The 24,746-nt window shown below is 34.2% G+C and carries 33 protein-coding genes; 16 read left to right on the top strand and 17 right to left on the bottom strand.

What is annotated here, in order from left to right; all coding sequences use genetic code 11:
- On the bottom strand, positions 1–243 hold a 243-nt coding region (locus tag B1B04_RS07630), incomplete at its 3' end, for a hypothetical protein (protein WP_139376951.1).
- A gap of 60 nt (positions 244–303) precedes the next feature.
- Here B1B04_RS07630 and B1B04_RS07625 point away from each other — a divergent pair.
- Positions 304–816 (top strand): hypothetical protein, encoded by a 513-nt coding sequence (locus B1B04_RS07625; RefSeq protein ID WP_079560860.1) that lies wholly within the window; start codon positions 304–306, stop codon positions 814–816.
- Here the strand turns inward: B1B04_RS07625 and B1B04_RS25585 are convergent.
- From B1B04_RS25585 to B1B04_RS07615, 4 genes are all read right to left on the bottom strand, one after another.
- Complete coding sequence (locus B1B04_RS25585) at positions 809–982, bottom strand: hypothetical protein (protein ID WP_170938922.1); 174 nt, start codon at positions 980–982, stop codon at positions 809–811. The genes B1B04_RS07625 and B1B04_RS25585 overlap by 8 nt on opposite strands.
- Positions 983–988: 6 nt before the next feature.
- Positions 989–1,219, bottom strand: a complete 231-nt coding sequence (locus B1B04_RS07620) for a DUF6877 family protein (protein ID WP_079560859.1) — start codon at positions 1,217–1,219, stop codon at positions 989–991.
- Between the two features lie 52 nt (positions 1,220–1,271).
- Positions 1,272–1,421: a hypothetical protein gene (locus tag B1B04_RS25580; RefSeq protein ID WP_170938921.1), complete on the bottom strand. Its 150-nt coding sequence runs from the start codon at positions 1,419–1,421 to the stop codon at positions 1,272–1,274.
- Positions 1,422–1,487: 66 nt separating this feature from the next.
- Positions 1,488–1,727, bottom strand: a complete 240-nt coding sequence (locus tag B1B04_RS07615) for a helix-turn-helix transcriptional regulator (protein WP_205756631.1) — start codon at positions 1,725–1,727, stop codon at positions 1,488–1,490.
- 161 nt (positions 1,728–1,888) lie between these two features.
- Here B1B04_RS07615 and B1B04_RS07610 point away from each other — a divergent pair, with 161 nt between their 5' ends.
- From B1B04_RS07610 to B1B04_RS07595, 3 genes are all read left to right on the top strand, one after another.
- Positions 1,889–2,488, top strand: coding sequence for a LexA family protein (locus B1B04_RS07610; RefSeq protein WP_079560858.1), 600 nt, complete (start codon positions 1,889–1,891; stop codon positions 2,486–2,488).
- A gap of 73 nt (positions 2,489–2,561) precedes the next feature.
- Positions 2,562–3,983 carry a recombinase family protein gene (locus B1B04_RS07605; RefSeq protein WP_079560857.1) on the top strand — a complete coding sequence of 474 codons (1,422 nt, stop codon included), beginning with the start codon at positions 2,562–2,564 and terminating at the stop codon, positions 3,981–3,983.
- 263 nt (positions 3,984–4,246) lie between these two features.
- Positions 4,247–4,801: a GNAT family N-acetyltransferase gene (locus tag B1B04_RS07595; RefSeq protein WP_079560856.1), complete on the top strand. Its 555-nt coding sequence runs from the start codon at positions 4,247–4,249 to the stop codon at positions 4,799–4,801.
- Positions 4,802–4,848: 47 nt separating this feature from the next.
- Here B1B04_RS07595 and B1B04_RS07590 read toward each other — a convergent pair whose 3' ends face one another.
- The 4 genes from B1B04_RS07590 to B1B04_RS07575 form a co-directional block, all read right to left on the bottom strand.
- The gene (locus B1B04_RS07590; RefSeq protein ID WP_079560874.1) at positions 4,849–5,229 is read right to left on the bottom strand and encodes a GntR family transcriptional regulator; all 381 of its coding nucleotides are present in this window, start codon (positions 5,227–5,229) and stop codon (positions 4,849–4,851) included.
- A 99-nt stretch (positions 5,230–5,328) separates the two neighbouring features.
- Positions 5,329–6,108, bottom strand: a complete 780-nt coding sequence (locus B1B04_RS07585; RefSeq protein ID WP_079560855.1) for an ABC transporter permease — start codon at positions 6,106–6,108, stop codon at positions 5,329–5,331.
- A gap of 4 nt (positions 6,109–6,112) precedes the next feature.
- Positions 6,113–7,015: an ABC transporter ATP-binding protein gene (locus B1B04_RS07580; protein WP_079560854.1), complete on the bottom strand. Its 903-nt coding sequence runs from the start codon at positions 7,013–7,015 to the stop codon at positions 6,113–6,115.
- Positions 6,999–7,250, bottom strand: coding sequence for a PLD nuclease N-terminal domain-containing protein (locus tag B1B04_RS07575; RefSeq protein WP_079560853.1), 252 nt, complete (start codon positions 7,248–7,250; stop codon positions 6,999–7,001). Before B1B04_RS07575 ends, B1B04_RS07580 begins: the two co-directional genes overlap by 17 nt.
- A 175-nt stretch (positions 7,251–7,425) precedes the next feature.
- Here B1B04_RS07575 and B1B04_RS07570 point away from each other — a divergent pair, with 175 nt between their 5' ends.
- Both B1B04_RS07570 and B1B04_RS07565 read left to right on the top strand, forming a co-directional pair.
- On the top strand, positions 7,426–7,971 hold the full coding sequence (locus B1B04_RS07570; protein ID WP_079560852.1) for a helix-turn-helix domain-containing protein: 546 nt from the start codon (positions 7,426–7,428) through the stop codon (positions 7,969–7,971).
- A 33-nt stretch (positions 7,972–8,004) separates the two neighbouring features.
- Complete coding sequence (locus tag B1B04_RS07565; RefSeq protein WP_079560851.1) at positions 8,005–8,865, top strand: YitT family protein; 861 nt, start codon at positions 8,005–8,007, stop codon at positions 8,863–8,865.
- Between the two features lie 63 nt (positions 8,866–8,928).
- Here B1B04_RS07565 and B1B04_RS07560 read toward each other — a convergent pair whose 3' ends face one another.
- Both B1B04_RS07560 and B1B04_RS25915 read right to left on the bottom strand, forming a co-directional pair.
- Entirely contained in the window at positions 8,929–9,768 is an 840-nt protein-coding gene (locus B1B04_RS07560; protein WP_079560850.1) for a hypothetical protein, read from the bottom strand.
- A 48-nt stretch (positions 9,769–9,816) separates the two neighbouring features.
- Positions 9,817–10,398: a methyl-accepting chemotaxis domain-containing protein gene (locus B1B04_RS25915; RefSeq protein ID WP_176166743.1), complete on the bottom strand. Its 582-nt coding sequence runs from the start codon at positions 10,396–10,398 to the stop codon at positions 9,817–9,819.
- A gap of 36 nt (positions 10,399–10,434) precedes the next feature.
- Here B1B04_RS25915 and B1B04_RS07545 point away from each other — a divergent pair, with 36 nt between their 5' ends.
- The gene (locus B1B04_RS07545) at positions 10,435–10,743 is read left to right on the top strand and encodes a hypothetical protein (protein WP_079560849.1); all 309 of its coding nucleotides are present in this window, start codon (positions 10,435–10,437) and stop codon (positions 10,741–10,743) included.
- A 31-nt stretch (positions 10,744–10,774) separates the two neighbouring features.
- Here the strand turns inward: B1B04_RS07545 and B1B04_RS07540 are convergent, their stop codons facing one another.
- The 4 genes from B1B04_RS07540 to B1B04_RS07525 form a co-directional block, all read right to left on the bottom strand.
- The gene (locus B1B04_RS07540) at positions 10,775–12,292 is read right to left on the bottom strand and encodes a sensor histidine kinase (protein ID WP_079560848.1); all 1,518 of its coding nucleotides are present in this window, start codon (positions 12,290–12,292) and stop codon (positions 10,775–10,777) included.
- On the bottom strand, positions 12,276–12,977 hold the full coding sequence (locus B1B04_RS07535; RefSeq protein WP_079560847.1) for a response regulator transcription factor: 702 nt from the start codon (positions 12,975–12,977) through the stop codon (positions 12,276–12,278). Before B1B04_RS07535 ends, B1B04_RS07540 begins: the two co-directional genes overlap by 17 nt.
- A 252-nt stretch (positions 12,978–13,229) precedes the next feature.
- Positions 13,230–13,826, bottom strand: coding sequence for a DedA family protein (locus B1B04_RS07530; protein ID WP_079560846.1), 597 nt, complete (start codon positions 13,824–13,826; stop codon positions 13,230–13,232).
- Positions 13,826–14,392, bottom strand: coding sequence for a class I SAM-dependent methyltransferase (locus tag B1B04_RS07525; protein WP_079560845.1), 567 nt, complete (start codon positions 14,390–14,392; stop codon positions 13,826–13,828). Before B1B04_RS07525 ends, B1B04_RS07530 begins: the two co-directional genes overlap by 1 nt.
- 230 nt (positions 14,393–14,622) lie before the next feature.
- Between B1B04_RS07525 and B1B04_RS07520 the strand changes: the two genes are divergently transcribed.
- The 3 genes from B1B04_RS07520 (at position 14,623) to B1B04_RS07510 (ending at position 17,090) form a co-directional block, all read left to right on the top strand.
- Positions 14,623–15,522 (top strand): hypothetical protein, encoded by a 900-nt coding sequence (locus B1B04_RS07520; RefSeq protein ID WP_079560844.1) that lies wholly within the window; start codon positions 14,623–14,625, stop codon positions 15,520–15,522.
- Positions 15,523–15,706: 184 nt separating this feature from the next.
- Positions 15,707–16,381 (top strand): ABC transporter ATP-binding protein, encoded by a 675-nt coding sequence (locus B1B04_RS07515; RefSeq protein ID WP_240518235.1) that lies wholly within the window; start codon positions 15,707–15,709, stop codon positions 16,379–16,381.
- Positions 16,382–16,406: 25 nt separating this feature from the next.
- A complete protein-coding gene (locus tag B1B04_RS07510; RefSeq protein ID WP_240518234.1) occupies positions 16,407–17,090 on the top strand; it encodes an ABC transporter permease subunit in 684 nt (227 codons plus the stop codon).
- Between the two features lie 68 nt (positions 17,091–17,158).
- On the opposite strand, the gene B1B04_RS07505 is transcribed toward B1B04_RS07510, so the two are convergent.
- Positions 17,159–17,758 carry a TetR/AcrR family transcriptional regulator gene (locus B1B04_RS07505; protein WP_079560842.1) on the bottom strand — a complete coding sequence of 200 codons (600 nt, stop codon included), beginning with the start codon at positions 17,756–17,758 and terminating at the stop codon, positions 17,159–17,161.
- 417 nt (positions 17,759–18,175) lie between these two features.
- Here B1B04_RS07505 and B1B04_RS07500 point away from each other — a divergent pair, with 417 nt between their 5' ends.
- The 6 genes from B1B04_RS07500 (at position 18,176) to B1B04_RS07470 (ending at position 23,417) form a co-directional block, all read left to right on the top strand.
- On the top strand, positions 18,176–18,490 hold the full coding sequence (locus B1B04_RS07500) for a hypothetical protein (protein ID WP_240518233.1): 315 nt from the start codon (positions 18,176–18,178) through the stop codon (positions 18,488–18,490).
- A 275-nt stretch (positions 18,491–18,765) separates the two neighbouring features.
- Positions 18,766–19,494, top strand: a complete 729-nt coding sequence (locus B1B04_RS07495; RefSeq protein ID WP_079560841.1) for an ABC transporter ATP-binding protein — start codon at positions 18,766–18,768, stop codon at positions 19,492–19,494.
- The gene (locus B1B04_RS07490; RefSeq protein ID WP_079560840.1) at positions 19,491–20,507 is read left to right on the top strand and encodes an ABC transporter permease; all 1,017 of its coding nucleotides are present in this window, start codon (positions 19,491–19,493) and stop codon (positions 20,505–20,507) included. The genes B1B04_RS07495 and B1B04_RS07490 overlap by 4 nt, the downstream gene beginning before the upstream one ends.
- Positions 20,508–21,164: 657 nt before the next feature.
- Positions 21,165–22,043, top strand: coding sequence for an ABC transporter ATP-binding protein (locus B1B04_RS07480; RefSeq protein ID WP_079560838.1), 879 nt, complete (start codon positions 21,165–21,167; stop codon positions 22,041–22,043).
- A 21-nt stretch (positions 22,044–22,064) separates the two neighbouring features.
- Positions 22,065–22,772, top strand: coding sequence for an ABC transporter permease (locus B1B04_RS07475; protein ID WP_079560837.1), 708 nt, complete (start codon positions 22,065–22,067; stop codon positions 22,770–22,772).
- Between the two features lie 159 nt (positions 22,773–22,931).
- Positions 22,932–23,417, top strand: coding sequence for a DinB family protein (locus tag B1B04_RS07470; protein ID WP_079560836.1), 486 nt, complete (start codon positions 22,932–22,934; stop codon positions 23,415–23,417).
- Positions 23,418–23,583: 166 nt separating this feature from the next.
- Here B1B04_RS07470 and B1B04_RS07465 read toward each other — a convergent pair whose 3' ends face one another.
- Positions 23,584–24,348, bottom strand: coding sequence for a DUF4184 family protein (locus tag B1B04_RS07465; RefSeq protein ID WP_079560835.1), 765 nt, complete (start codon positions 24,346–24,348; stop codon positions 23,584–23,586).
- Between the last annotated feature and the right edge of the window lie 398 nt (positions 24,349–24,746).

The following is a 24,746-nucleotide window of genomic DNA, read 5'->3' as shown; positions in this document are numbered from 1 at the left end:
AACATTGCCACCTGACAAATCAACATCTTCTCGCATGTAGTCACCTCGTTTAATGATGTCTACAGCTTCTTGTAACCCTTCTGCCAAAGTGCCAATATTGTCATAACGCTGTTTAATTTCCGTAGGGAATGGCATATCCGACTGAATGTAATCGTGTGCTAAATCATTTGAAATCTCCTCGTATTCAACAATTCGTTGTTGAATTGAATTAACCATGCCTTCAACAATCAATCCTGCTTGCATATTTATTCCTCCTTATATTTCCTATCTGCTAAACTATTAGAAGAGAGGTAGGTGATAGTTTTGAAAATAATATTAGTTTTAGCTTTCATATTATTCATGTATCTTAGAAGACCTATAAAGCTATTTTGGAAAAATACTCGCTTAAATTATCTAATGGGACTATATAATTCTTATAAGAATGCTAGTACACATGAAGCAAAGTTAGATGCATTTGAACTAATAGCTAGAAATAAACCGTTAAGTAATGATTTAATTGGTAGCGTTTATTTTAGATCTCCATCATACAAGGACTTTGATGATGAACAAAAAATAGTTGAAAGTTTCTTTAAATTGAATGAAGCCTTTGATCGCAACTCTTTCTGGATGAGAAAGTATCTGATAAATCCTAAGTATTTCATTAAAGATATCTTCTACATACCTGCAGTAGTGCTTGGTTTTTTAATCAATCATCAGTTCAATAAAATACCTTCACTTTTACTCAGCTCTATAGGTTGGGTAGCAACTATACTTATTTCTGCATACACAACAGAAATAAGAGCTTTTATTGATTCAATAATTGATAGCGTCATTTGATTAATAGAAGTATAAGTAAAACTATTTGAACGCCTAATAGAGTTCTAAGATATTTGTCTCTTAATAATACTGACTGCATTCCTTGTTCAATGGCATTAAGTAATAATTTGATTTCTACCTCACTAGTTGTTCCAGCAACCTGTGAGGATTTTTTATTATCATTCACTCTATCTCACCCCCTTTCAATGCCTGGTAAACTTTCTGTGCATACGCGACTTGTTTTTTTAATGTAAGGGTCCGTTTCTTTCCCACCACTTGCTAGCCAGTCACCTATACGCTGTTTGACATCAGATAGAACGTTTAATGGTAATTCACAAGCAACCTGGTGTAATTCGTACAGTGGGCTTACACCACTTGTTAAAGCTTCACCAACTAATGCAACCGGCACTGACTTAATGTTCATTGGACACATCTTTTCAAGAAAAGGCTTGTACATTTCTGTTTTTGGGACTGCGCTATTTCGCGCAATCTCTCTTATTAACCGTTATAGAGTTAACAGTTAAATCACGTAGTGCAATTTTTTTACCATACTTTTTAGATAGGATGCTTTCGACAATAGGAATCAATTTATGAATTTTGTCCTCAGATATTTCAAAGCCTTCCACAATCCCCCCTCCTTTTTATCAGAATATGTCGAAATAGCTTGTCTGATTAAAAACACATCCCAATATCTAAATTGTGCAAGCTATTTTATCTAAACTACAGAAATTCTGTAGTTGGCCTGCAAAAAAAATAATTGTATCAAACGGAACATTTACATGTTTCATATACAAATAAGCTTGATCCATACGAAAGATTCGTCTGTATTTTTCATACTGTATATATGTTTTCTCAGACATCTTCATTTTTTTAGCCATTTCTTTTTGAGTTAATCCTGCTAAAATACGGGCTTGTTCTAATGTGTATTGCACATCTGCTCACCTCCTGCACTTAAGATACTACAGATTTTCTGTATTTTCAACACTTTACTGCATATATTCTGTAGTTGTTGGATAAAATGATATTAAAGTTTCAGATTTACTGTACTTTTTTACAGCTCGATTGTATAATAAAGTCAAGGAGGAGATACATAGTGACTGTAGGCGAAAAAATTAAAACATTGCGTAAGGAATTTAAATTGACACAAGACGATTTAGCAAAAAAATTAGGTGTAGCACCTACTGCTGTTTCAGCTTGGGAACGTAATGCTAATAAACCTTTAATGGATAAAATCATGGTGATGGCAGAACTTTTCAATGTACCTTTTACTCACTTTTTTGAAGTAGATGAATATGACGATACATGTGAAGTGAGGCTCCCTCTGTATGGCAATGTTTCATGCGGAGAAGGTTTATTGGTTTTCGAAACACCTACAGAGTATCGAACAACTCCTGAAGATTGGATAAAAAGTGGAGATTATTTTTATGTTCGTGCAAGTGGTGATTCAATGATGGGTGCAAGGATCTACGATGGAGACATTTTATTTATGCGAAAACAGGAAGAAGTTGAAAATGGGGAAATAGCAGCTGTTTGTGTGGATGATGAAATTGTATTGAAAAGAGTCTTTAGAACAAACGGAAGCTTTATTCTTCAAAGTGAAAATTCAAATTATCCTCCAAGAATCTTCAACCCTATGACGGATAAAAATGTTCGTATCATTGGTAAATTAGAAAAATTGATTGTTGAATTTTAATTAAGTATATAAATAAATTAGGAGCAGACATTCGTTTGCTCTTTTCTTATACACACGAAAGGAGAATTAATGCATGAAATGTATTTCTTATGTACGTGTATCAACAGATGAACAGGCTAAAGAAGGTTACAGTATAGATTCTCAATCAGAATTAAATAAAAAATTTATTGAATCACAAGGATGGGAACTATCTGAACATTATATAGATGATGGTTTCAGTGCTAAAAACTTAAATAGACCAGCTATGGAACGCTTAATTACAGATGCAAATAATAAAAAATTTGATGTTGTTGTATTTTACAAATTAGACAGACTTGTACGATCTGTTAGTGATTTAGATAATTTACTTAAAATTTTTGATGCAAACAATATTGCTATTAGATCTGTGACAGAAGCATTTGATACCACCACAGCAATTGGACGCTTTTTAATTACCCTTGTTGCAGCAATGGCCCAATGGGAACGCGAAACAATATCTGAGCGAGTTAGTATAAATATGTTGCAAAAAGCAAAGATAGGAGAATGGCCAGGTGGTATTACACCATATGGATATAAATTAGAAAATGAAAAATTAGTAATTAATGAAGATGAAGCCAAAATAGTAAGAGAAGTTTTTAATCTTTCTAAGACGCTGGGGTTTTATTCAATAGCTGTACATCTAACAAATAGAGGTATACCTTCTCGAAATAAAGGTGAATGGCACGTAGATACCGTGCGAGGCATGGCTAATAACCTTACGTATGCTGGTTATATTAGACATAATGAGGGCGGGAAAAATTATAAGAAGCCTCCACGTGAACAGACTTTTTATGAAGGTATTCACGAACCTATCATTGACCGTGACGAATTTTGGGCATTACAAAATATTTTGGATAAACGTCGAACATTCGGTGGTAAACGTGAAGTAAGCGACTATTATTTTTCTAGCATACTCATATGTAATCGATGCGGAAGTTCTGTTTCAGGACACAGAGGTGGAAATGGTCGAAAAACATATAGATGCTCAGGCAAAAAAGCTGGCAAATCATGTACGAGCCATATTTTTTTAGAAGAAAATTTAATTAAATCCGTTTTTCTATTTCTAAATGATTATATTAAACGTTTAGATTTTTATGTTGAAGATATTAAAACAGATGATAACCATACAATTGATATAACTAACGAAATCAAACAAATTGAAAAATTGTTAAAGAAGAAAAAAGTAATGTATGAAAATGATCTAATGGATATAGATGAACTAATAGCTGAAACACAGGTTTTGAGAGAACGCGAAAAGGAATTAAAAAAAGAATTATCAACAATACAAAGTTCTAAAAATGATAATACAGAAATATTGAACATTATAAAAAATATAGATGCACTTTGGCAAGATGCTGATAGCTATGACCGTAAAATTTTAATGACTACAATTTTCAAAAGAATTGTTGTTGATACCATAGATGATTATAGAGGCAGTAAATATCCTCGTGAAGTAATCATTGTATCTGCAAAATAACAAAATGTCTTGTATCGGTGGAGGAACGATCATTCCCTGGGCATTAATCCCAGCAGCTGCGATTTGTAATGTTAGTCCCTTCGAGCTTGCGAGGCGTAATTTATTGCCCGTGGCAATTGGTCTTGTGATTACAACCATTGTGGCGGTATTTTTAATATAACATTGTAAAAGCAGGAAACTATTTTAGTAGTTTCTTGTTTTTTTCTTCCAAACAATTACCATGGTATAATTTAACTGTTCAAATTAGAAAGGTAGGTAATTCAATGAAAGTATCCTATTGGTGTGGAGATAAAATACGTTTAAGAGCGCCTAAGTCTGAGGACATTCGTATATTTGAAAATTTAGATGATGATATACTAAAAAACCTCGACTCCATCGCTTTTCCTCGGACAAATCAGCAAATTGAAGAATGGATTAATGAAATATCATCACAAGGGGCATCTACAGAGAGTGATGATTTTTACTGGATTGCGGAGGATGCTTCGAACAATGCCGTGGGGACCATTGAAGTTTCTGGATGTGATGCAAAGAATGGAACCTTTGATTACGCTATAACGATATTTCCTCCATATAGAGGCAAAGGATATGCAAAAGATATGATTTTAACCATTTTAAAACATTATTTCTTAGAACTTCGCTATCAGAAAGCAACCATTTGTGTTTACTCCTTTAACGCATCTTCTATAGCTTTACATAAAAAATTACGCTTTGTGGAGGAAGGCCGCTTAAGAAATATGATTTATACAAATGGTACATTTTACGATGAAGTTTATTTTGGAATGACAAAAGATGAGTTTACTAAAATACATGCTAATTAATAAGAGATGGCTTGCTTCTGTTATTGCAGCAGCCATCTCTTTCTCTCTTAACGCTCACTAAAATATTTCCGCAAATTTTCTTGAAACATCTGTTGTAGTTGATGTTCACTAATACTTAAAACATAAGCTTCACACATTATTTGTTCGACTTTAAAAGAAATTTGTTGAAGGTCGATCCCCTTTGCTTTAGTGGGTTTCCTAACAATTGCTTTTGAGTTAGGTTTTATAGCAAGTATTCCCTTCTTTTGAAGCTCCTTGTAGCTTTTATGAACAGTATGAAGATTGAGGTTTGTTTCAGCTGCTAAATCACGAATGGAAGGCAATGGGTCACCATTTTGCAAGTTCCCTTTTGCTATTTCAAAAAGAAGTTGCTGGGTTAATTGCTGATAAAAAGGAGTATTACTCTTTGGATCTATTTTTACATTCAATTGTTTACGTATCCTTTCATATGCTCCTCGCCTAAGTAGAAGTGGAGACTTCTGTAATTGACATTTCACTTACTCTACCAAAACATTAACTGAAAGAAGTTAAAATTTCTTTTTCTCAATGAAACTTTGCATAGTCACGATCATCAATACAACTAACAGCAGCGTTACTACAATATTGATGCCAACCCAAGATCCCACATCACCCGACATTAAAATATTTGTTGCATACATACTATTACTAGCAGGATTCACAACATCTATTAATGGATGTAGTCCAGCGATAAAACGACAACATAATAGGCTAACAATACTTATTAGTGCAATAAATGCAGGACTATTAAAAAATGTACTCATCATTGCAACAAACGTTATGATGAATAATAGCCAAACACAATAAAATGCTAAAGCCCACATAGCTTGCGTCATAGGAACCGAAGTAAATAAATACGCTGAATAGCCATAGGACACTGCATAGCCAAGAGCTATACATATAACCGCCAATATATAATGGATAATGATTTTACTATTTAAATAAGAAGATATCGATACTGGCCTTGTTAAGATAAATGCCATCATGCCATTCGCTTTTTCCCCTTGAATAATGCTCATAGTGGCAACGACCAATATAATAATGCCTAGCTGATCAAATTGTGAATTTAATGTTGAGGCTAGTACCTCCTGTCCCACAGGCTTTGCCATCGTAGGATCAATTATTATACCTTCAATACCACCCGCTGATTGCAAAATAACAGGTAAAAAATACATCATAATCGGCTGAGTTAGCCCTAGTAAAATAAATACGATTGGGAGCCAAAAAATTTTAAATTCCCTTGCCATTTGCTGTACTTCTTTTTTGCTTAATGCAATAAAAGCACTCATTCTATTACACCACCAATTCTAAAAATATTTCTTCTAGATTGTCTTGAATACCCACTTCAAATTTAGTAAACATCACCTTTGAATCTAATCCATGCTGTATTAGTCGATTAGCATCTGTTTCCAAATTTTCAACGTGTATTTTGAAGCCATCTCCACAGCCTTCGATTTTCTTCACATATGGTAAATGTTCAATCATTGTTAACCATTGAGAATCTGCCTTTCTGATCATTAAAAAGATAGCTGATTCTTGATGGCGTTTAAGTAGCTCTGACTTTGTAGCATCTTCTATTTTGTGACCATTTTTAATCATTACAAAGCGCTCACAAATTTCCTCCGCATCGCTCAATATGTGCGTTGATATTAAAACTGTCGTTTCTTGTTTAATCTCTTTCAATAGATCCAACACTTCTCTTCTCCCTATTGGATCTAGCGCTGATACCGGTTCATCCATAATCATTAAAGCTGGCTTATGCAATAATGCTTGCGCAATGCCAAGGCGTTGCTTCATACCACCAGAAAATGTCCCGACATGACTATGTGCTTCATTCCCTAAGCCGACCTTTTCTAAAAGCACTGGGATTTCTTTTTGCAATTCATTTTTTGCTATACCAGAAAGTGTCCCCATAAAGGACAATGTTTCAAATGCTGTCATCCATGAGAAAAAATTAGGATACTGAGGTAAGTAACCAATTTGATTTCTCATAGATGAAATCTTTTGACCATCAAGAAGAATTTCTCCTTTGTCTGCATTCAGAATGTCGGCAATGATTTGAATTAACGTGGATTTCCCCGCTCCATTTGGTCCAATTAACCCGACACACTCACTAGCATCAATGACCATTGAAAAATCATTTACGGCTGTTTTTTGTTTAAACTTTTTCGTAATATTTTTAATTTCTAAGCGCACGTTTATTTACATCCTTTCTACCAATAATGAAGTATAGAACAGAACCAATTGAATTACAGAACAAAATAATAATGGTCCACATTAGTATGTTTTCTCTCGTATCTCGGTGCCGGTATAAGTCGAATAAAGCAACAATGATTAGAACAAATCCTACAAATATAAATGGCAAAATGATTGGAAGTATACTTGCCCAATCTAATTGCTGTAAATCATCAAAACCATAGTGTAATTTCATTTCTAACACCTCTTTCATTATCGTTATCGATAATGATAACAGAATATGTAAAAAATTTCATTCCCTTTTTACTGTACATCCTTTAAAAAAACCTATAGTATATTTTTTGGTAATGTTCTCATATTGATAACATTTGATTGCTTCCCTTGATTCCATCTGATAGGAGGATCGTTTTATGCGGAATAAAGCAGAGGTATTAATGCACCCTGTGAGAATGAAAATTTTACAAGCTCTCATGCACGAGAAAGAAGATGGCTTAAGCACCTTGGAGATGATTTCTATCATAAAGGATGTACCTCAAGCTACTTTGTATCGGCACATTCAAATTTTAGTGGATGAAAACATCATAAAAATTGTGAAAGAGCGAAAAGTACGTTCTGTTACAGAAAAATTTTATGCAGTAAATGAAGGAGCAGAAAAACTTAATAAGGAGGATTGGGCTCAACTAACGATCAAACAAAAATTAAATTATGTTTCCTACTATCAATTAGCTTTACTATCTCAATATCAAAATTATTTACATTCACTTAATGAAGAAGAAAGTCTTGCAGATTGTGCAACTTTTTCATTTATTGATTTAACGTTAACGAATGATCAATTCAATAACTTTGAAAATGAATTAAATAATTTAATAAATAAATACTATAATATGGCCGACTCTAATAAAGAGACAGATACTGAGACAAAAACAATAGCACTAAATATTATTCCAAAACCTTAAGTAGTATTTTAGGTAAAGAAATGGAGAAGATTTATGAAAAGAAGTAAGTCAGTTGAAAACACAAGAAAATTTATCATGATTATAATTGGCGCTGTCATCGCAGCATATGGACTTGAAGCGGTATTAATTCCGAACGAAGTCATTGATGGTGGTGTGACGGGTATTAGTATTATGGGCGCAACTCTTTTTGGTATACCATTAGGCGTACTGCTCTTTGTATTAAACATTCCGTTTATTTATATTGGCTACAAACAAGTAGGTAAAACTTTTGCATTAATGAGTACTGCTGGGATTGCAGCTCTATCTATTTCCACAGTGCTTATGCATGATGTTAAAACAATTTTAGGTCCGAGTGATCCACTATTAATTGTTTTATCTGGTGGTATGCTATTAGGTGTTGGGATTGGGATTGTCTTACGTAATGGTGGCGCTTTAGATGGCTCTGAAGTTTTAGCCGTGTTGTTATCACGTAAAATTCCGTTTTCAGTCGGGGATATTATATTATTTATTAATGCCTTTATTTTCTTAGGGGCAAGCTTTATTTTTGGCTTAGAGAGCGCACTATACTCAGCTTTAACGTACTACATTGCGAAAAACGTTATCGATATTATTCAAGTAGGTTTAGAAAAATCAAAAGATGTTCGTGTTGTCAGCGCAAAATCAGAGGAAATTGGTGATGCGATCCAAGCTCGATTAGGACGTGGGGTTACATATACAAAAGGGCGTGGCGGTTTCTCCAATGAACCTACTGATATATTAAACTGTGTCATTAACCGTATGGAAGAAAATAAACTTGTATCGATTATTAAAGATATTGATGAAGGAGCCTTCGTAGTTATTTCTGATGTTTCAGAGGTACGTGGTGGTAACTTCAAAAAACGTGATATTCACTAAAGTCTACTCCCTATCCAAATAAAAAAACGCACATTGCTAAATGATTTTTAGTAATGTGCGTTTTTATTTTGGCGAATGCTTTTGTTTATTATCTCGTCTTTCTTTTAAATCATTAAAGTCTTCGATTACATCCTTCATTGATAATTTTTTAGCTAATGCAATCCCCTTTTGAATAGATTTAGTTGCTTCTTCAAATTTATTTGCTTTGATCTGGGCATCTGCAAGGCAATACCAATAAAACCAGGCATCCATTTTTGAAATTTTTTCTTTATAAAACTTTTCGATGATTGGATAGTAATTAGAATATAATTCTTCGTTATAGACTAACTTTTCACCATTCCATTTTAGTACATCCACTAAATAGCTATCACCAATATACATTTGCCAAACTGCTAGACCGACTTTTTGTACACCATTTACAATGTCCATTTTATGATAAGGAACTTCAGCAATCTTTTGGAATGAGTTATTGATCCATTGGAACACTTCCAGATTGCTTCCCATTGCCGCTCCAATTGTCACACCAAATAAATATTCTTTTGTGCCATCACCAGTAATATCTACCAAATCAGAAAAATCCAAATCGACACCTTGCATTTTGGTTTCCCAAATCTTTCGCCAATCTGTATTGTGTTTTTTTAGCACTATTGATCCAAACTGAGAAGGGTAATCCTTTGCCTTAATTTTATAAGTGAATATTATTTCTTTCTGTCCATCGTGGTCAAAGTCATAAAGTTGAATTGGCCGTGTGGAGAAAGGTTTTTCAGGGCTTATAAGTGACGCATTCGATGGCATAAATCTACTAACTAAGTCTTCTTCCTGGTTCTCCTTAGCGTGAACAAATATTGGAGTAAAGCAAACTGCAAAAAGTAGCAATAATGTAAATAGCATCATTTTCTTCATCAAAATGTCCCCTTTTACAGCCAAATATAACATATAGTATTGACGTAATTAGAAATGAAATTCTTCAATAAACTTGCAAGATGACGAAGTGCAATCAATTGCGTTAAAATATTTTCTAAAGACGACGATTGATGTATGCGTATCTGTCTTTGAGGGTTCTCTATCCGTCGCTTTGACGATTCTATCCATCATTTTGATGGTTCTATCCATCATTTTGATGGTTCTATCCGTCATTTTGACGGTTCTATCCGTCATTTTGACGGTTCTATCCGTCACTTTGACGATTCTATCCGTCACTTTGACGATTCTATCCATCATTTTGACGATTCTATCCGTCATTTTGACGGTTCTATCCGTCATTTTGACGGTTCTATCCATCACTTTGACGATTCTATCCGTCACTTTGACGATTCTATCCATCATTTTGACGATTCTATCCATCATTTTGACGATTCTATCCGTCATTTTGACGATTCTATCCGTCATTTTGACGATTCTATCCATCATTTTGACGATTCTATCCGTCATTTTGACGATTCTATCCGTCATTTTGACGATTCTATCCATCACTTTGACGATTCTATCCGTCATTTTGACGGTTCTATCCATCACTTGGATGGTTCTATCCATCACTATTAACATCATGATATAAAAAAGGAGACATAAATGGACTTATTTATCGCAAGTAATCGTCAATTACCTATCCGTTATTACGTCAATGAAGCGATTTGGATTCGTCGCGGTTGCTTAAGTTTTCATCAATTAACGCTGCCCTTTTTTGTAGAAGTAGAAATAAAAAACCCACATCATTTATTGAAAATTACAGAATATGTTCAAGAAGTCCAAAAACAATATAGCTATACAGAAATTCAAATTATTATTAAGGACAAAAATAATTTTATGCACTTACAAAAGAGCCTTCCAGACTCTAATATCAATCATATTCTCACTATTGAGCAACTAATTCGCCCATAAAAAAGGTAGCATTGCTCTAATGCTACCTTTCTTACAAAGCTGTAACAGGCAGTTCGATGATAAACTGCAGCATACCATCCTTATACTTCGCGTCGATTTTGCCACCATGTAGTTCTACAATGCTCTTTGCAATAGCAAGTCCAAGTCCTGAGCCTTCCGCTACACTAGTTCTAGATTGATCTTTTTTATAAAATCTCTCAAATAAGCTCGTTAGCTCTTCAGATGTAAATTCATCACTTTCATTTGCAACACAGATTTGAACATTACTTTGTTTTCTTTCAAGAGAAACAAAAATCTCACCGTCACCCGAACAATATTTAATGGCATTCATTAATAAATTATCAAAGACCCTGACAATTTTTTCAGAATCCACTGAAGCAAAAATCCTCTCCTCTGAGAAATTTTTAATAAATGTACGATGATTTTCCTCCGCTTGCGGAATCAACTCCTCAATTAGCTGATCGAGAAGCTCATTCATACATACCTCCTGTTGCCCAAGGACAATGCTGTCATTCGTTAGCTTCGTATATTCAAATAAATCTTCAATCAGGTTCTTTAACTGTTCAGATTTTGAGAAAGCAATTTTTATATACTCATCATATTGCTCCTTTGTGTCATACCTTTCATCTCTTAATAATCGTAAATAGCCCATAATCGAAGTAAGTGGTGTTCGTAGGTCATGTGAAACATTCGTAATTAATTCATTTTTTTGTTTTTCAATCTTCCGTTCCATCTCTATATTGGTCATAATAGCTTCGGTCATATGATTTACATTCTCTGTTAATAAAGCGATTTCATCAATTCCTTTTTTCTCAATCCGATAGGTTAAATCTCCTTTTGCGATTTCCTTAACCCCCTTAGCCAGCGCCTCGATTTGTTTCATTTTTCTTTTCGTTATATAGAAGAATGAGAAAGCAAATACAACAATTCCAATAAATAAAGGGATAATACCCTCTGTCGACTTTGCAATAACCGTCCCCTCGGGAATTCCACTAACGAACAAATAAAAGTTTTTATTATCTAAAGTTAATGGATAAAAGGCAATAAATTCTTGCCGCGATTGTTCGATTGCCGGTATTTCATAATTATAAAGTGGGTGATTTATCGCAAAATCCATTACATTTCTAATTTTATTATGTAAATCAATTTGTTCCTCTTCCACTTGTTTCGTCTTATACAATACCTTTCCGCTCTCATCGGTAACTAACACTTTCAACGCACCCTGATTTAGTGCTAATTTGTCATTTTCTGATTCAATCATTTGCTGTAAGGATTCTATACTATTATCATTGACAGCTAATTCTGCAACTTGCTGCGCTTGAAAATTTATCTGCTGCATTCCTTGACTATAATCAACTGTAGCTGTTTCATTGATATTTAAAACAAACGGGAGCGTGACCCGTGCAGCAAGTAGTCCTAAAAATGCACAAAAAATAAAAGTCGTTAATAGTTGGACTCTAATACTTTCTCGTACTTCCGTAATAGCCTTTACAATTAGTATTTTTAGTTTACTTAGTAAGTATTTAAATGGCTTAATGATCTTTCTCAATTTTATAACCTACTCCCCATACGGTTTTAATATATTGAGGATTTCTTGGATTTGTCTCAATTCTTTCTCGAATTTTTCGTATATGTACCATTACCGTATTTTCAGACTGTATAGCCTCTTCCTTCCAAACCTTTTCATAAATTTGCTCAGCGCTCATGACTATGCCTTGATTTCTTGCAAGTAATTCAAGAATAGAAAACTCCCTTGGCGTAAGCTTTACCTTTTCATTGTTGACGATTACTTCATGTGTGTCGGTATTAATTCGCAGATCACCAATCTCTAACTCACTTTCGTTCATACTATCTAGTCGATTCATTTTGATATATCTACGAAGTTGAGATTTTATGCGCGCAATTAGCTCTAAAGGGTTAAAGGGCTTTGTTACATAATCATCTGCCCCTATTGATAATCCAACGATTTTATCCATATCCTGAGACTTTGCTGACAGCATAATAATAGGCATCTCGGCTATTTCCCTTACCTTCATACACATTTCAATGCCATCCACGTTCGGCATCATAATATCTAGAACAATTAAATGCACTTTATGTTTCTTTAAAAGACTTAAGCCCTCCTCTCCGTCACTTGCTTCTAGAATATCGTAGCCTTCATTTTTTAAATAAATAGCAATAAGATTTCTAATCTCTTTTTCATCATCAACTATCAGTATTGTTTCTTTCGTCATCTAATTCCACCAAATTTCAAAGTATTTTAAATTGTCAGTTGTATGTAATCAGACCTAGCATCATAACATGAGGTTGATTTTCGTTCCAACTTGGCGCTTTGTTGCTGTCGCTTCGCTTTCGCACAGAGCAAAGCTTCCTAGGGCGTTCAGTCTTCGCTCCAATCAACCTATTTCATGCAAAATATTCCTATTCATAATTACAGTTCCTAATTTTAACTATTTTTTTATTTTTCGTATATAAAAATAATAAATTCATTCTGATACCGACTTTAATTTTCGTGTATATAAATAATAAAAACATCCTGCAATACTAACGAAAGCACCAAAGTAAATACCGTATTTCGTCGCAAGCGTGGAAATGCTTTCAATGTGTTTTCCAAAGAACAATCCAAGTGTAAAGTAAATCAATGTCCAAACAAAACCTGCTGTGTAGTAATACAAAGCGTATTTTTTAAATGACATGTTATTCATACCTACTAAATACGGAAGTATATGTCTCACAATTGGTATGAAATAGCTTATCACTAAAGCAAAATGACCATACCTATCTATTAATTCTTTTGACTGTAATAAATATTTAGCCTTGTTCTTTTTCACCAATTTATCAAGTATTTTATGACCAAACACCTTTCCAAGGATAAACCCTAAGGAAAGTCCTGAAACTGCGCCAAGATAAGTTAGTACAAAAGCTTTCAACACACTCATTTTTCCTAACGATGATAAAAGTCCACCACTCATAACAATCATCTCATCCGGAAGGGGCATACCAACGATTCCTAGCCATAAGCTAAAAAATAAAGCAAAATAACCGTATTGCTCAATATATGATAGAAGATCTTGTAATCCCATTAGCTAGCCCTCACATTTCCAAGTTTGCAGCTGAGTACATAGGCTGGTGGAAGGTTAATCCATACTTTTTCATGTGAAATGTCCTTAAAATAATTTTGGATAAAGGATTTCCTAACAAGTGAATATTGGAATGTGATAAATTCTCCATCTTCTAAGCACTCCTTTACATTTTGTAAAATACGTGATGAAATGGCAGGATTCAATGATGTAAAAGGTAATCCAGATACGACATAATCAATTTTTTTAATATTTAATGCTGACATATAATCGCATAAATCCTCAGCTGATCCATGTATTACGATTATACTCGGCTCATGTTCAAATTGTTCACGAAGCTTTTCACAAAAAACTTTATTATTTTCAATAAGAATTAACTTTGTTGACTGCTCTTTTCTTTTCACTAATTCTTTCGTAAATGAACCCGTACCCGGACCTAGCTCAACAATACATCGGGCATTTTCAAAACATATTTGGCCGACCATTTTTTTTGCTAATTTTTTAGAACTAGGCGAAATCGCACCTATCGTTTTTGGATGTTTTATAAATTCAGTAAGGAACGTTAACATACATTTTCTCCCCGATCAAAGTATTATTTGAATACTTTTAATATAAAGAGCATTTCTTAAAGATTTCCGAGGAGATTTCTTAAATTTTTCTTAAGAGTCCAAAAAAAGGTTGTTTGGTCATTGGTTCTAATGATTATTTCCTTTACAAAATAGTCATACAATTGCTTCCAATAGAATAGAAACCTATATAAGGAATAATTGATACGGAAAAATAAGTGGGGTGTGAAAGGATGCTTAAACTAAATAATGCAAAAGAATTGGTACTCGGAATGGTACAACATGATCCATTGTTTGCCGTAATACAAAATACACCTTCAGAAGAAATACTTTATAATGACGGCTATTTAGCACATATTGAGAAAACAAATTATTATTCTACTTCAGAAGTCGCTAGCTGGTTTGAAATAACGGATGCGATGCTTCGCTATTATATTAAACCGTTCGAACAGTATATTTTTGATAATGCTACGAATAGCCCTAATACTAATATTCGTTTGAACCTTCCTGCCATCTTAAGACTTCGAATGATTTTACTGCTAAAAGATGAACACCGCGTCAAAGGCTTAAAGCTTTTACTAGGAATTGATGACAATGATCAACTCATTAAACACCAAATAACTGCAACAACTATGGGTACTGATGATTTAGCGAATAAGGTTGATGTTCTTGGAAATGTGCTTCAGCAAATGATTCAAACTGGGCTTTTTAATATTCTCCCAGACGAAGAACATGGCGCCCTACAAGTGACGATCAATCAAGATTTTCTCGCACAAAAAATACAATTAGTATCCTCTGAATCGGACCTTCAAGTAGAAGAAATTCAAAAAGAAACAGCTGAGCTTAAGCTAGTAAACGAAAATTTACAAAAACAAATTTCAGAACTGCAAGAGAATAGCGTGAAGGAAATTGTGCAAAAAATTCGTGAGCGTCATATTGAAAATGAAATTGTGTCGACATTACGGACAGAAGCATTACAGCAATATTCTATAGAGAATAATGCAGGCTATTTCAGAAAACTTTTTCGTTCCTCCCAAATTGAGATGGAAAAAGAACAATTTGTGTTGGGTTATATTTCGAAGCACCTAGAAGAACGTTTAGAAGTAGCACTGAATAATTATTATGGCGAATAAATATCTTCAAGCTGCCCTCACTTGGCGTAGAACATGATGGAGTCTTTTTAAAGAAGCCATTCATGTTCTTTTTTATATCGCACAGCCATTTAGCCCCACTGTTTAGAGTTGCATTTTATAGTAATTTATTTTTTGAAAATTAGTCTTATAATCATTATAAAGAACAGTCGAAGGGGTGAAATGTATGGCAATGATTGAGGTCAATAATCTAACAAAAAAGTTTGGAGATTTTTATAGTGTACAGAATGTGGACTTACAAATCGAAAAAGGTGAAGTGTTCGGATTTTTAGGACCCAATGGTGCAGGTAAATCTACAACAATTCGGCACTTAATGGGCTTCTTACAGCCGACACAAGGTCAGTGTTTTATTAATGGGTTAGATTGTCGCCAATCTACAGCTGAAATTCAAAAATTCGTAGGCTATTTACCTGGTGAAATTGCATTCATCGATAAAATGACTGGACAACAATTCATCAAATTTATTGCCCAAATGCGAGGGTTAAATGATTTAACAAGAGCTCATGAACTCATGCAATACTTTGAATTAAATGCTACTGGGCTTATTAAGAAAATGTCGAAGGGTATGAAGCAAAAAGTAGGTCTCATCTGCGCATTTATGCATAACCCAGAGATAGTCATTCTAGATGAACCGACAAGTGGATTAGATCCTCTTATACAAACAAAGTTTATCGATTATATTTTAGCTGAAAAAGAAAAAGGAACGACCATATTCATGTCCTCTCATATGATTGAAGAAATTGAAAAAACTTGTGACCGTGTAGCAATCCTTAATGCCGGCAAAATTGTAGCGACGGAAGCAATCGCTGACTCTCGCTGTATTAATGCTCTATATCATTAGTATTGTCTATATGTATAACCCTGAAATGAGCAATACTCTTAATAAGCTTACTGAAACAATGCCAGAATTGATGTCAGCATTTGGGATGAGTAACATAGGCAATTCGTTAATTGAATTTCTATCTACTTATTTATATGGATTTTTATTACTTGTTTTGCCGTTAGTCTTTATTATTATGTTGGCAAATAAACTAATGATGGGCTATATCGATAATGGTTCCATGGCATACTTAATTGCAACACCGAATACACGTTTTAAAATTGTCTTCACGCAAGCATTTTTTTTGGTTGCCAGTATCTTTATACTGCTCACGGTAACAACTTTAATAGCCATCTTATTTTCAGGGATTCTATTTCCAAATGAACTGGATTTAAGTGCTTTTTTGACATTAAATATCGGTCTTTTTTTCTTACACTTTGCCATTAGTGGCTACTGCTTTTTAGTATCCTGCAGTAGCAAAGATTTAAGAACCTCTTATGCATATAGTACAGGAATTCCTATTCTTTTTTATTTAATTCAAGCACTTAGTAATATGGGTGGTTCTTTAGAAAAGCTTAAGTACTTCACCATTTACTCATTGTTTGCACCTGAAAAATTAATGGCTCAAAATAGCTCGTCCATTTGGATGCTAGGAGCATTGTTTGTAATTGGGCTGTTATGCTATATGCTAGCTATTCATGTTTTTGTTAAACGTGATTTGCATTTGTAAAGCTAAACGTCAGAATCTGCTTGCTTATCTTGTAGCAAGCAGATTCTTAAACTTAGGAATATAAAAACTCATTGCTGCAAAGATGCCAAATTACCAAGGAAGCGCAATAACCTAAAATGAATCATGGCTAACTCCTCCACGTTTAAATTCTCATCTCCACTGCGTAACCACTCCTGAATAACACCTAAAATCGCGGAAGTTAAAAAAGCCTCAAAGTATTGTAGAAACTCTGGGTCAAGCCCTTCTTCTCGAATCACAGAGATTCTATCCAAAATATGATTACTAAAAACTTTCTTCATTCTCCTGTTAAAGGCGGGGCTCCCTTGCTCTCCTAAAATAATTCGAAAAGCTCTTGCATGCTCTTTAATAAATTGAAATACTGCAATAAATGGCTGATATAGTTGGCCTATTTTTATCGAGTGAAAAGCATCTAGTGGTTGAACGTTTTTTACATAGCTCTCTAGTCCACTTAATAATTCCTGCTGCAAATCCTCCATCACTTCAAATTTATCTTTATAATGTAGATAAAAAGTTCCTCGATTAATATTTGCAGTAATAGCTAGGTTTTTTACTGTTACTCGCTCAAAACCTACTTTCTCTATTTGTACAAGTAATGCAAGTTTTATAGCTCGTTTCGTTTCAAAATTCATGATATCGTGAATAGACATTTAGAACCCCCATTGTATTATCACTTTATTCCGTTAGTATTTAGCCATGTTGTTAGATGATTACCTCAATGGTTACCTCAATGGTTACCTCAATAATTACAACAAGTTCAAAAAGTAGTAGTCATTACAGCATTTACCTTATTTATCGGGTCTTTTTTATTAATTTCCAACAATCTAATTTAGTAAAATAGTTATTTTTTAAAATTTTTAGGCGGTATACACCCTTAGTTGTTAAAAACTGCACTATTACTCATTGAATTTAATGATTATAGCTACTATGTACTATGAATTTGTTTGGACTAGGTAATCTGTTGAAATTCAAAATCACAGAATTGAGCTTCCGGAAGCCCAATTCTTCAGAGGTGGGAGGAATGGAGTGCTTTTTTCTTTATAGAACATATGATTATATTGTATATTATGAATATTCAGAAAAAAACAACTTTTAGAGCCAGTCAGTACAACCATGTGACAGACAGTTATGAAAAGAAAAAACTCCTTCAACGTTGGTGTCAAATTGGCATTCATCTCGTACAACGAGATTTATACAGTGCGTTTTTACTGATGAATAGTGAACCAAATTTACAACAAACGAATCGAGACTTATGTCATAAAACGTTTACTACCTTTTTAGCGTTGCACAATCAACATATAGAAGACTTAAGACAAGTAAAGAAAACATTCCCTCTTAGCATGGGTATCCAAAATCAAGTAGGGGTATTCCTCCGTAGGTAGAGCTACCTGCCTTCGTTAATACTTATTGTCAACACAACATCGGTTGTGTAAATAAGAAAGTCTTATAGAACAGAAGATAAATCAAAGATGTTGTACACAGGACATGATCTGTGGAGAGCTTTGTGACGCTTCTCTTAAGTATATAAGAACCCCACTGCTTTAGCTGTGGGAGTAGTCAGTTAACACTTTTTAGTTATTTGTTTATTGTAATTCCCCATTCACTGCCTTAAAATTTCAGGTATCAACACTGTGTTCAGTAAAGGAGAGATGGATATATGGGAAACAATGCAATTTCATTAAACTCCATAGAAAAAAAGTTTCACCAAAAACAAGTAATTGCCCCGCTTTCCTTAGAAATTCCTAAGGGACAGCTTATTGGCTTACTTGGCCCTTCAGGCTGTGGAAAAACGACGTTAATTAAAATGATTATGGGAATGATCAAGCCCGATAATGGTCATATTCAAGTGTTAAATCATACAGTCCCCCATAAGCAATTACTGACGGATATCGGTTATATGGCACAATCTGATGCACTGTATTTGGATTTAACCGGTGAAGAGAATCTCCATTTTTTTGCTAAGCTTTATCGATTATCCAAAAAAGAACGTACGGAGCGTGTCAATTATGCTGCAAGCCTTGTTCATTTAACGGATGATTTAAATACTAAAGTGTTGAATTATTCTGGGGGGATGAAACGGAGATTATCCCTTGCAATTGCCCTTATCCAAAATCCCAAGTTGTTAATTTTAGATGAGCCAACTGTTGGGATTGATCCCGTATTGAAAAAAGAAATTTGGCAGGAGTTAATTCGTCTAAAAAACGATGAGCATAAAACAATTTTAGTAACGACACATGCAATGGATGAAGCAGAGCGCTGTGACCAGCTAGCTATGCTACGTAATGGTCATATTATCGCGCATGGAACACCTCATGAATTGAAGGCTCATTATCAAGCAAAGGATTTTGATGAAGTGTTTTTAAAAGCAGGAGGTGAAGCACTATGAGAATCGGTGCAATTGTTACTAGAATTATGCAGCAAATGATACGTGATAAACGTACACTTGGCTTATTATTTTTTGCCCCTCTTCTTGTGCTTTCGTTAATGTATTTTGTTTTTAATAGTAACGAACCTGACATGACACTAGTCGTATCAAATGGACCTGCTTCAATAATTGAAAAGCTTGAAGATGCGGATTTTCATGTTATCGAAAAAAATGATTTTTCTATTGCCAGTCTAAAAGAAGAAAATTATGATGGCTGGCTAGCTTTTCAGCAAACTCAATTGAAGCTCACATTATTAAATGATGATCCTTCAACAGCTAAGGCTTTAAAGATGAAGCTTTCTCAGGTTTTACAGCCCGAACAATCTGCCATGATGAAGTTGAAAACTGATTATGTATATGGCGATGAAAATACCGCTATTTTTGATATTTTCAGCCCGATGCTAACAGGCTTCTTTGTATTCTTTTTCGTCTTTTTAATTACAGGTATAGCGTTGTTAAAAGAACGAACTTCTGGGACTTTGGAACGCTTACTAGCGACACCGATTAAACGTTCTGAAATTGTCGCTGGTTATATGATTGGTTATGGATTGTTTGCTTTTATTCAAACAATTATTATTGTGCTATTCGGGGTTTATGTCCTTGATATTGTACACGTTGGCTCCATTTGGCTTGTGCTACTAATCAATATTGTTGTTGCACTTGTTTCATTATCATTAGGAGCTCTGTTATCAAGTTTTGCCGCTTCAGAGTTTCAAATGATGCAATTTATCCCGCTTGTCATTGTGCCGCAAATTTTCTTTTCAGGTATTTTCCCACTGGATAATATGGTGGAGTGGCTACAAAATATAGGTCGAATTATGCCACTATACTATGCCGCTGACGCGTTGAATGGGGTTATGTATAAAGGATATACCTTTAGTGAGATTCTAGCCGACTTAGCGATTCTTGCTTGTTTCGCTCTTGTATTTATTACATTAAATATTGTAAGTCTCAAAAAATATCGATCATTATAATCAAAAAAAGTGCGTTGGTTAACCTTTTTTTCACCCGAATTAATTTAGAAGGCTCTTATTTCCGCTACGGGCTACTCGCTTTCCTGCGGGCGAGCGTCGAGCCGCTTCCTCCGCTGTGCTCCGTGCAGGGTCGTCTGTCTCGCTTTCCCGCGGGAGTCGAGTAGCCCTACGCTACAATCAGTTAAAAATGGGAGGTATATTAGCAAAACAGCAACAAAAAATCCTTTTCTTCGTTCAATAGAAAACCCATTTTCACCCAATCAACACACCTGTAATCATAAGGTTCTGCTCAAACATTAGGCAGAGCCTTTTTTACTGACTGGCCTTTCACAAAAATGTTGGCAATGACGTTTATTAAAACGCATGCCATGAACATAAGTTGAACTTCGTTCCGGCTGGACGTCCCCAGAAAGCTTTGCTCTGTGCGGAAGCGAAGCGACAGCGACAAAGCGCCCAGCCGGAACGGAAATCATCCCCTGTTACAAAGGTGGGAAACTTATACATAAAATTAGAAAATAACTCCAAATTTCTATTAACAAAAGTACTAGTATTCATCTATACTTATTTTACAGATAATGGTCTAAAGTTTCGTAAGTACGGACATATAGAAACGAAAATGACTTATAATAAAAAGCCTAAAAATAAAGGTGTGTAAAGATGAATACGATTATGGAAATACAGAACATTTCTAAACAGTATAGAGGTAAAAAAATCTTAGAACATGCTACATTTTCTATTTACGCTAATCAAATTATAGCTATTGTAGGAAAAAATGGAGCAGGTAAGAGTACCCTTCTAAAAATTATTGCGGAATTAGTTGACGCTGACAGTGGTTCTATTGTGAAGCATCGACAATCATTAAAAATTGGCTATGTGCCAGAAGTGACCCCTTCACATATTTTATTTACGCCAGAAGAATATCTTTATCATATGGGCCGTATTCGAGGCATGACCAAAAAACAACTACAGCAAAAAATAAATGAGTTACTTGAATTATTTCATTTACAGGAAGCTCGAAACATTCGGATTGTTAACTTTTCTAAAGGTATGAAACAAAAGGTTATGATTATGCAGGCAATGCTTGAAGACACAGACCTGCTAATCTTAGATGAGCCACTATCAGGACTTGATCCTAAAGCCCAAAGTGATTTAGAAGAAACCCTTTCGATATTAAAGGCTAAAGGGATAAGTATCGTTTTAACATGTCACGAACCAAAATTACTTCAACATCTTGTTGATACCGTTCTTGTTATTCAAAATAACAAAGTCAATCAAACTGATTCATTACATAAGAGTCATACATTAGAAAATAAATTAATTTTTGAGATTTCAAGCTTGAATTTATTGGATGACATGCTACCCATTCTTGAAATTCAACAACAAAATCTTTTAGACAACGGTTGTTATGAGGTTATCACCATTATTAAGGCCGCGGAAACAGACCGAGTATTATTAGAGCTACTACACAAAAAAACCTCAATTAAACAATTAATCCCGATCAATGAAAAGGAGGAACAATTCTATACCCATTTTTAATGAGGAAGAATAGACGCCGATATGACTAGTTTATTACGTTATCAATTTATTAATTATTTAAGAACCTATCAATACGTTCCACCTTTTTCAATTTTCATATTATGTCTTGTTGTTAATTATACTTTTGTACCAAATCCAATATTAGATAGTTATTCGTTTACAGCTATCATTCTATTTTTTCTAATGGGGTGGTTTACAATTACACTATTTCACGCGGAAGATGAAGGACAAAAAGTAATAACAACACTTCATGCCAAAAGTCGAACACACTATAATTTAGGAATTTTTATAATTTGTGTACTCATTGGTTTTTTCTTAAGCTTTGTATCAGTAGTCTACCCTACTCTTATTGGCGCCTTTGGAGAAAAACCAAGATTTATACATCAATTACTAGGATTCCTCTCACATTTTAGTTTAGCTGTACTAGCGATTGCACTTTCAGCTATATTTACGAGAGAACTCGTTAAAAATAAACAAAATACTTGGTGGGGTGTACTTGGCATCTTAATTGTTTCTGTCGTCATTGCTACTTTAAAAGAAACAATTCTTCAGATCAAAGGACTTATTTGGTTACTTCCCCCTGTCCGCCTTTCATTAGAAATGATGGGCTCAGAAGACTCCATTAAATCAATCCCTAACAGTTTTTATTGGCAATTTACTTGGATCTTCACCTATTCGGCCTTTGTCATCATGTTGTTCTTCCTTCTTTCGAATCGAAAAAGGAGATAAATTCCTTAAGAAAAGAGCGTTCAATTCTCTTAAAAGTAAGCAAAAATGTAGGAACAATATTTACATTAACCATTCCTATTATTTAAATTTCCAAGAAAATAATTTCAAAAAAATAAGTATATAAGTAATAAAAGTCAGAAAAAAACGGAGAGTGAAGACATGATTCATGACATTGAGGAATATGTAAAATATTTAGAGGGCGTTCATAAACGAACGATACAATATGTAAAGGTAATAAATGAAGAACTTTTAGATTGGAAACCTTCAGAAGATAAATTTTCTATAGGTGATTTATTGCGACATATTGCATCAGCTCGTTTGATGTTTCTTGGTATATTTGAACATGGTTCGTGGACGTATGCAGGACATGATACTAGTATGGGGACTTCTCTTGAGGATATTTCAAATTATTTAGAGTCATGCCAAGTTAAATTAACAGAGGGTTTACTGAAAATCGGCAATGATATATTGTCAAAAAAGGTTTTAATCCTTCATGGTCATGAAGTTAGTGCTTGGAGAATACTTATGTCCATTCCCGAACATGAAATCCATCATCGTGGGCAAATCTCTTCATACTTACAAATGAACAAGATTGAACCGCCTCAAATTTTCGGATTAAAGATTGAGCAAGTAAAAACATTATGATTTTTTGAAAGAGTATGGACATCATCTTATATCCAAAGCTTATTTTTGCCTTTATATTAACCCCCTGTTATATAGAAATTATAAATCAGTGGGGTTTTTATCGTCCCCTATTCGTTATTTGTCTCCATCAGTATTCTATAGCAGTTAATGCCAGATAAAAAAGGACCTATTGCAAATTATTATTTCGATAATTTGATTTGTTTTGATGATATGTCATAGCTAAGCAAACGGTTAGTATACTTCCCAAAAATGAATCGATGATACGTACAACCATTATTCCATAGCTGTTAATCGATAACCTATCGATTATGTACCAAAGACATACATATAGTAGCGTTAAAATAAATATTAAAACCCAAAAATCGAGCTTCTTTTTAGCGGAAATTTTCGGAATATCTTTATTCTTATTTAATGATGCTCTGTAATACACATAACCGATAATAAGTGAAATCCCCAAAAGTGTACTACCATGTTGCAAAAATTTATAAATGGGTATTTGATAGCCATACAGATTGAAGGTATAGGTCAGAGTTGGGAAATTCCTTACCATAAATCCATTTGTATGTGTAAAAGAATCCCATACTACATGCGTTAACATTCCAAACAATGCTGAGTAACAAAAAATGACTGTCTTCCATTTTTTACTTCCCACCACTTTGTAGCTGGATGTATCCTGCAGAAAGTTAGGTAAATGGTGGATTACTTTCAAACGTATAATTCGATGATAAATAAAGTAAATCATTACTACTAATGGGAGATTGAATAGAAAAAAACCTGTGTAGGTATGCCCTATCTCTCCTATAGGTTGACCTCGTAAAAAATATTCAAAGTCAGGCGCCATACTACCTAAAACCATTGCGGAAAAATTAATATATTTACTTTTTCTGGTGAAAGGTAATACTGCCGCCGGATGAGCAAATGTTAATGGCATAGTGTCCCGGTATCCCCCTCCTATTTAATAATGTATTTATTACAACGTTTCTCATTTCTAAAAGTTACTTTGAAATGAAATGATCCGCATATTCCATCAACATATCTTTCTGTTGTAAGAAATAATTTAATAAGGACCTTATAATAAATCCACTTACACTAAAAGAAATAATATCAAATGAAGGGGGTTTTCTTGTGAAAAACAAGGTACTTATTCATGCTCAAAACCTATATAAGACATATTCCACGGGTAACACAAAGTATTCTTTTAGAATATGGCATATGTAGTTACCCCCTTTTAATCAATTGGCCAACACCTATCGGATTATCTCTCTTAAGTGTTGTGGCAGCCTGTCTTGGTTGCTGGGTATCGACGAAAATCATCGCCAAAACCTCACC

Origin of the sequence: Lysinibacillus sp. KCTC 33748 (assembly GCF_002237755.1) — a bacterium.
GTDB lineage: Bacteria > Bacillota > Bacilli > Bacillales_A > Planococcaceae > Lysinibacillus.
This window is presented reverse-complemented; position numbering and strand designations above follow the sequence as displayed.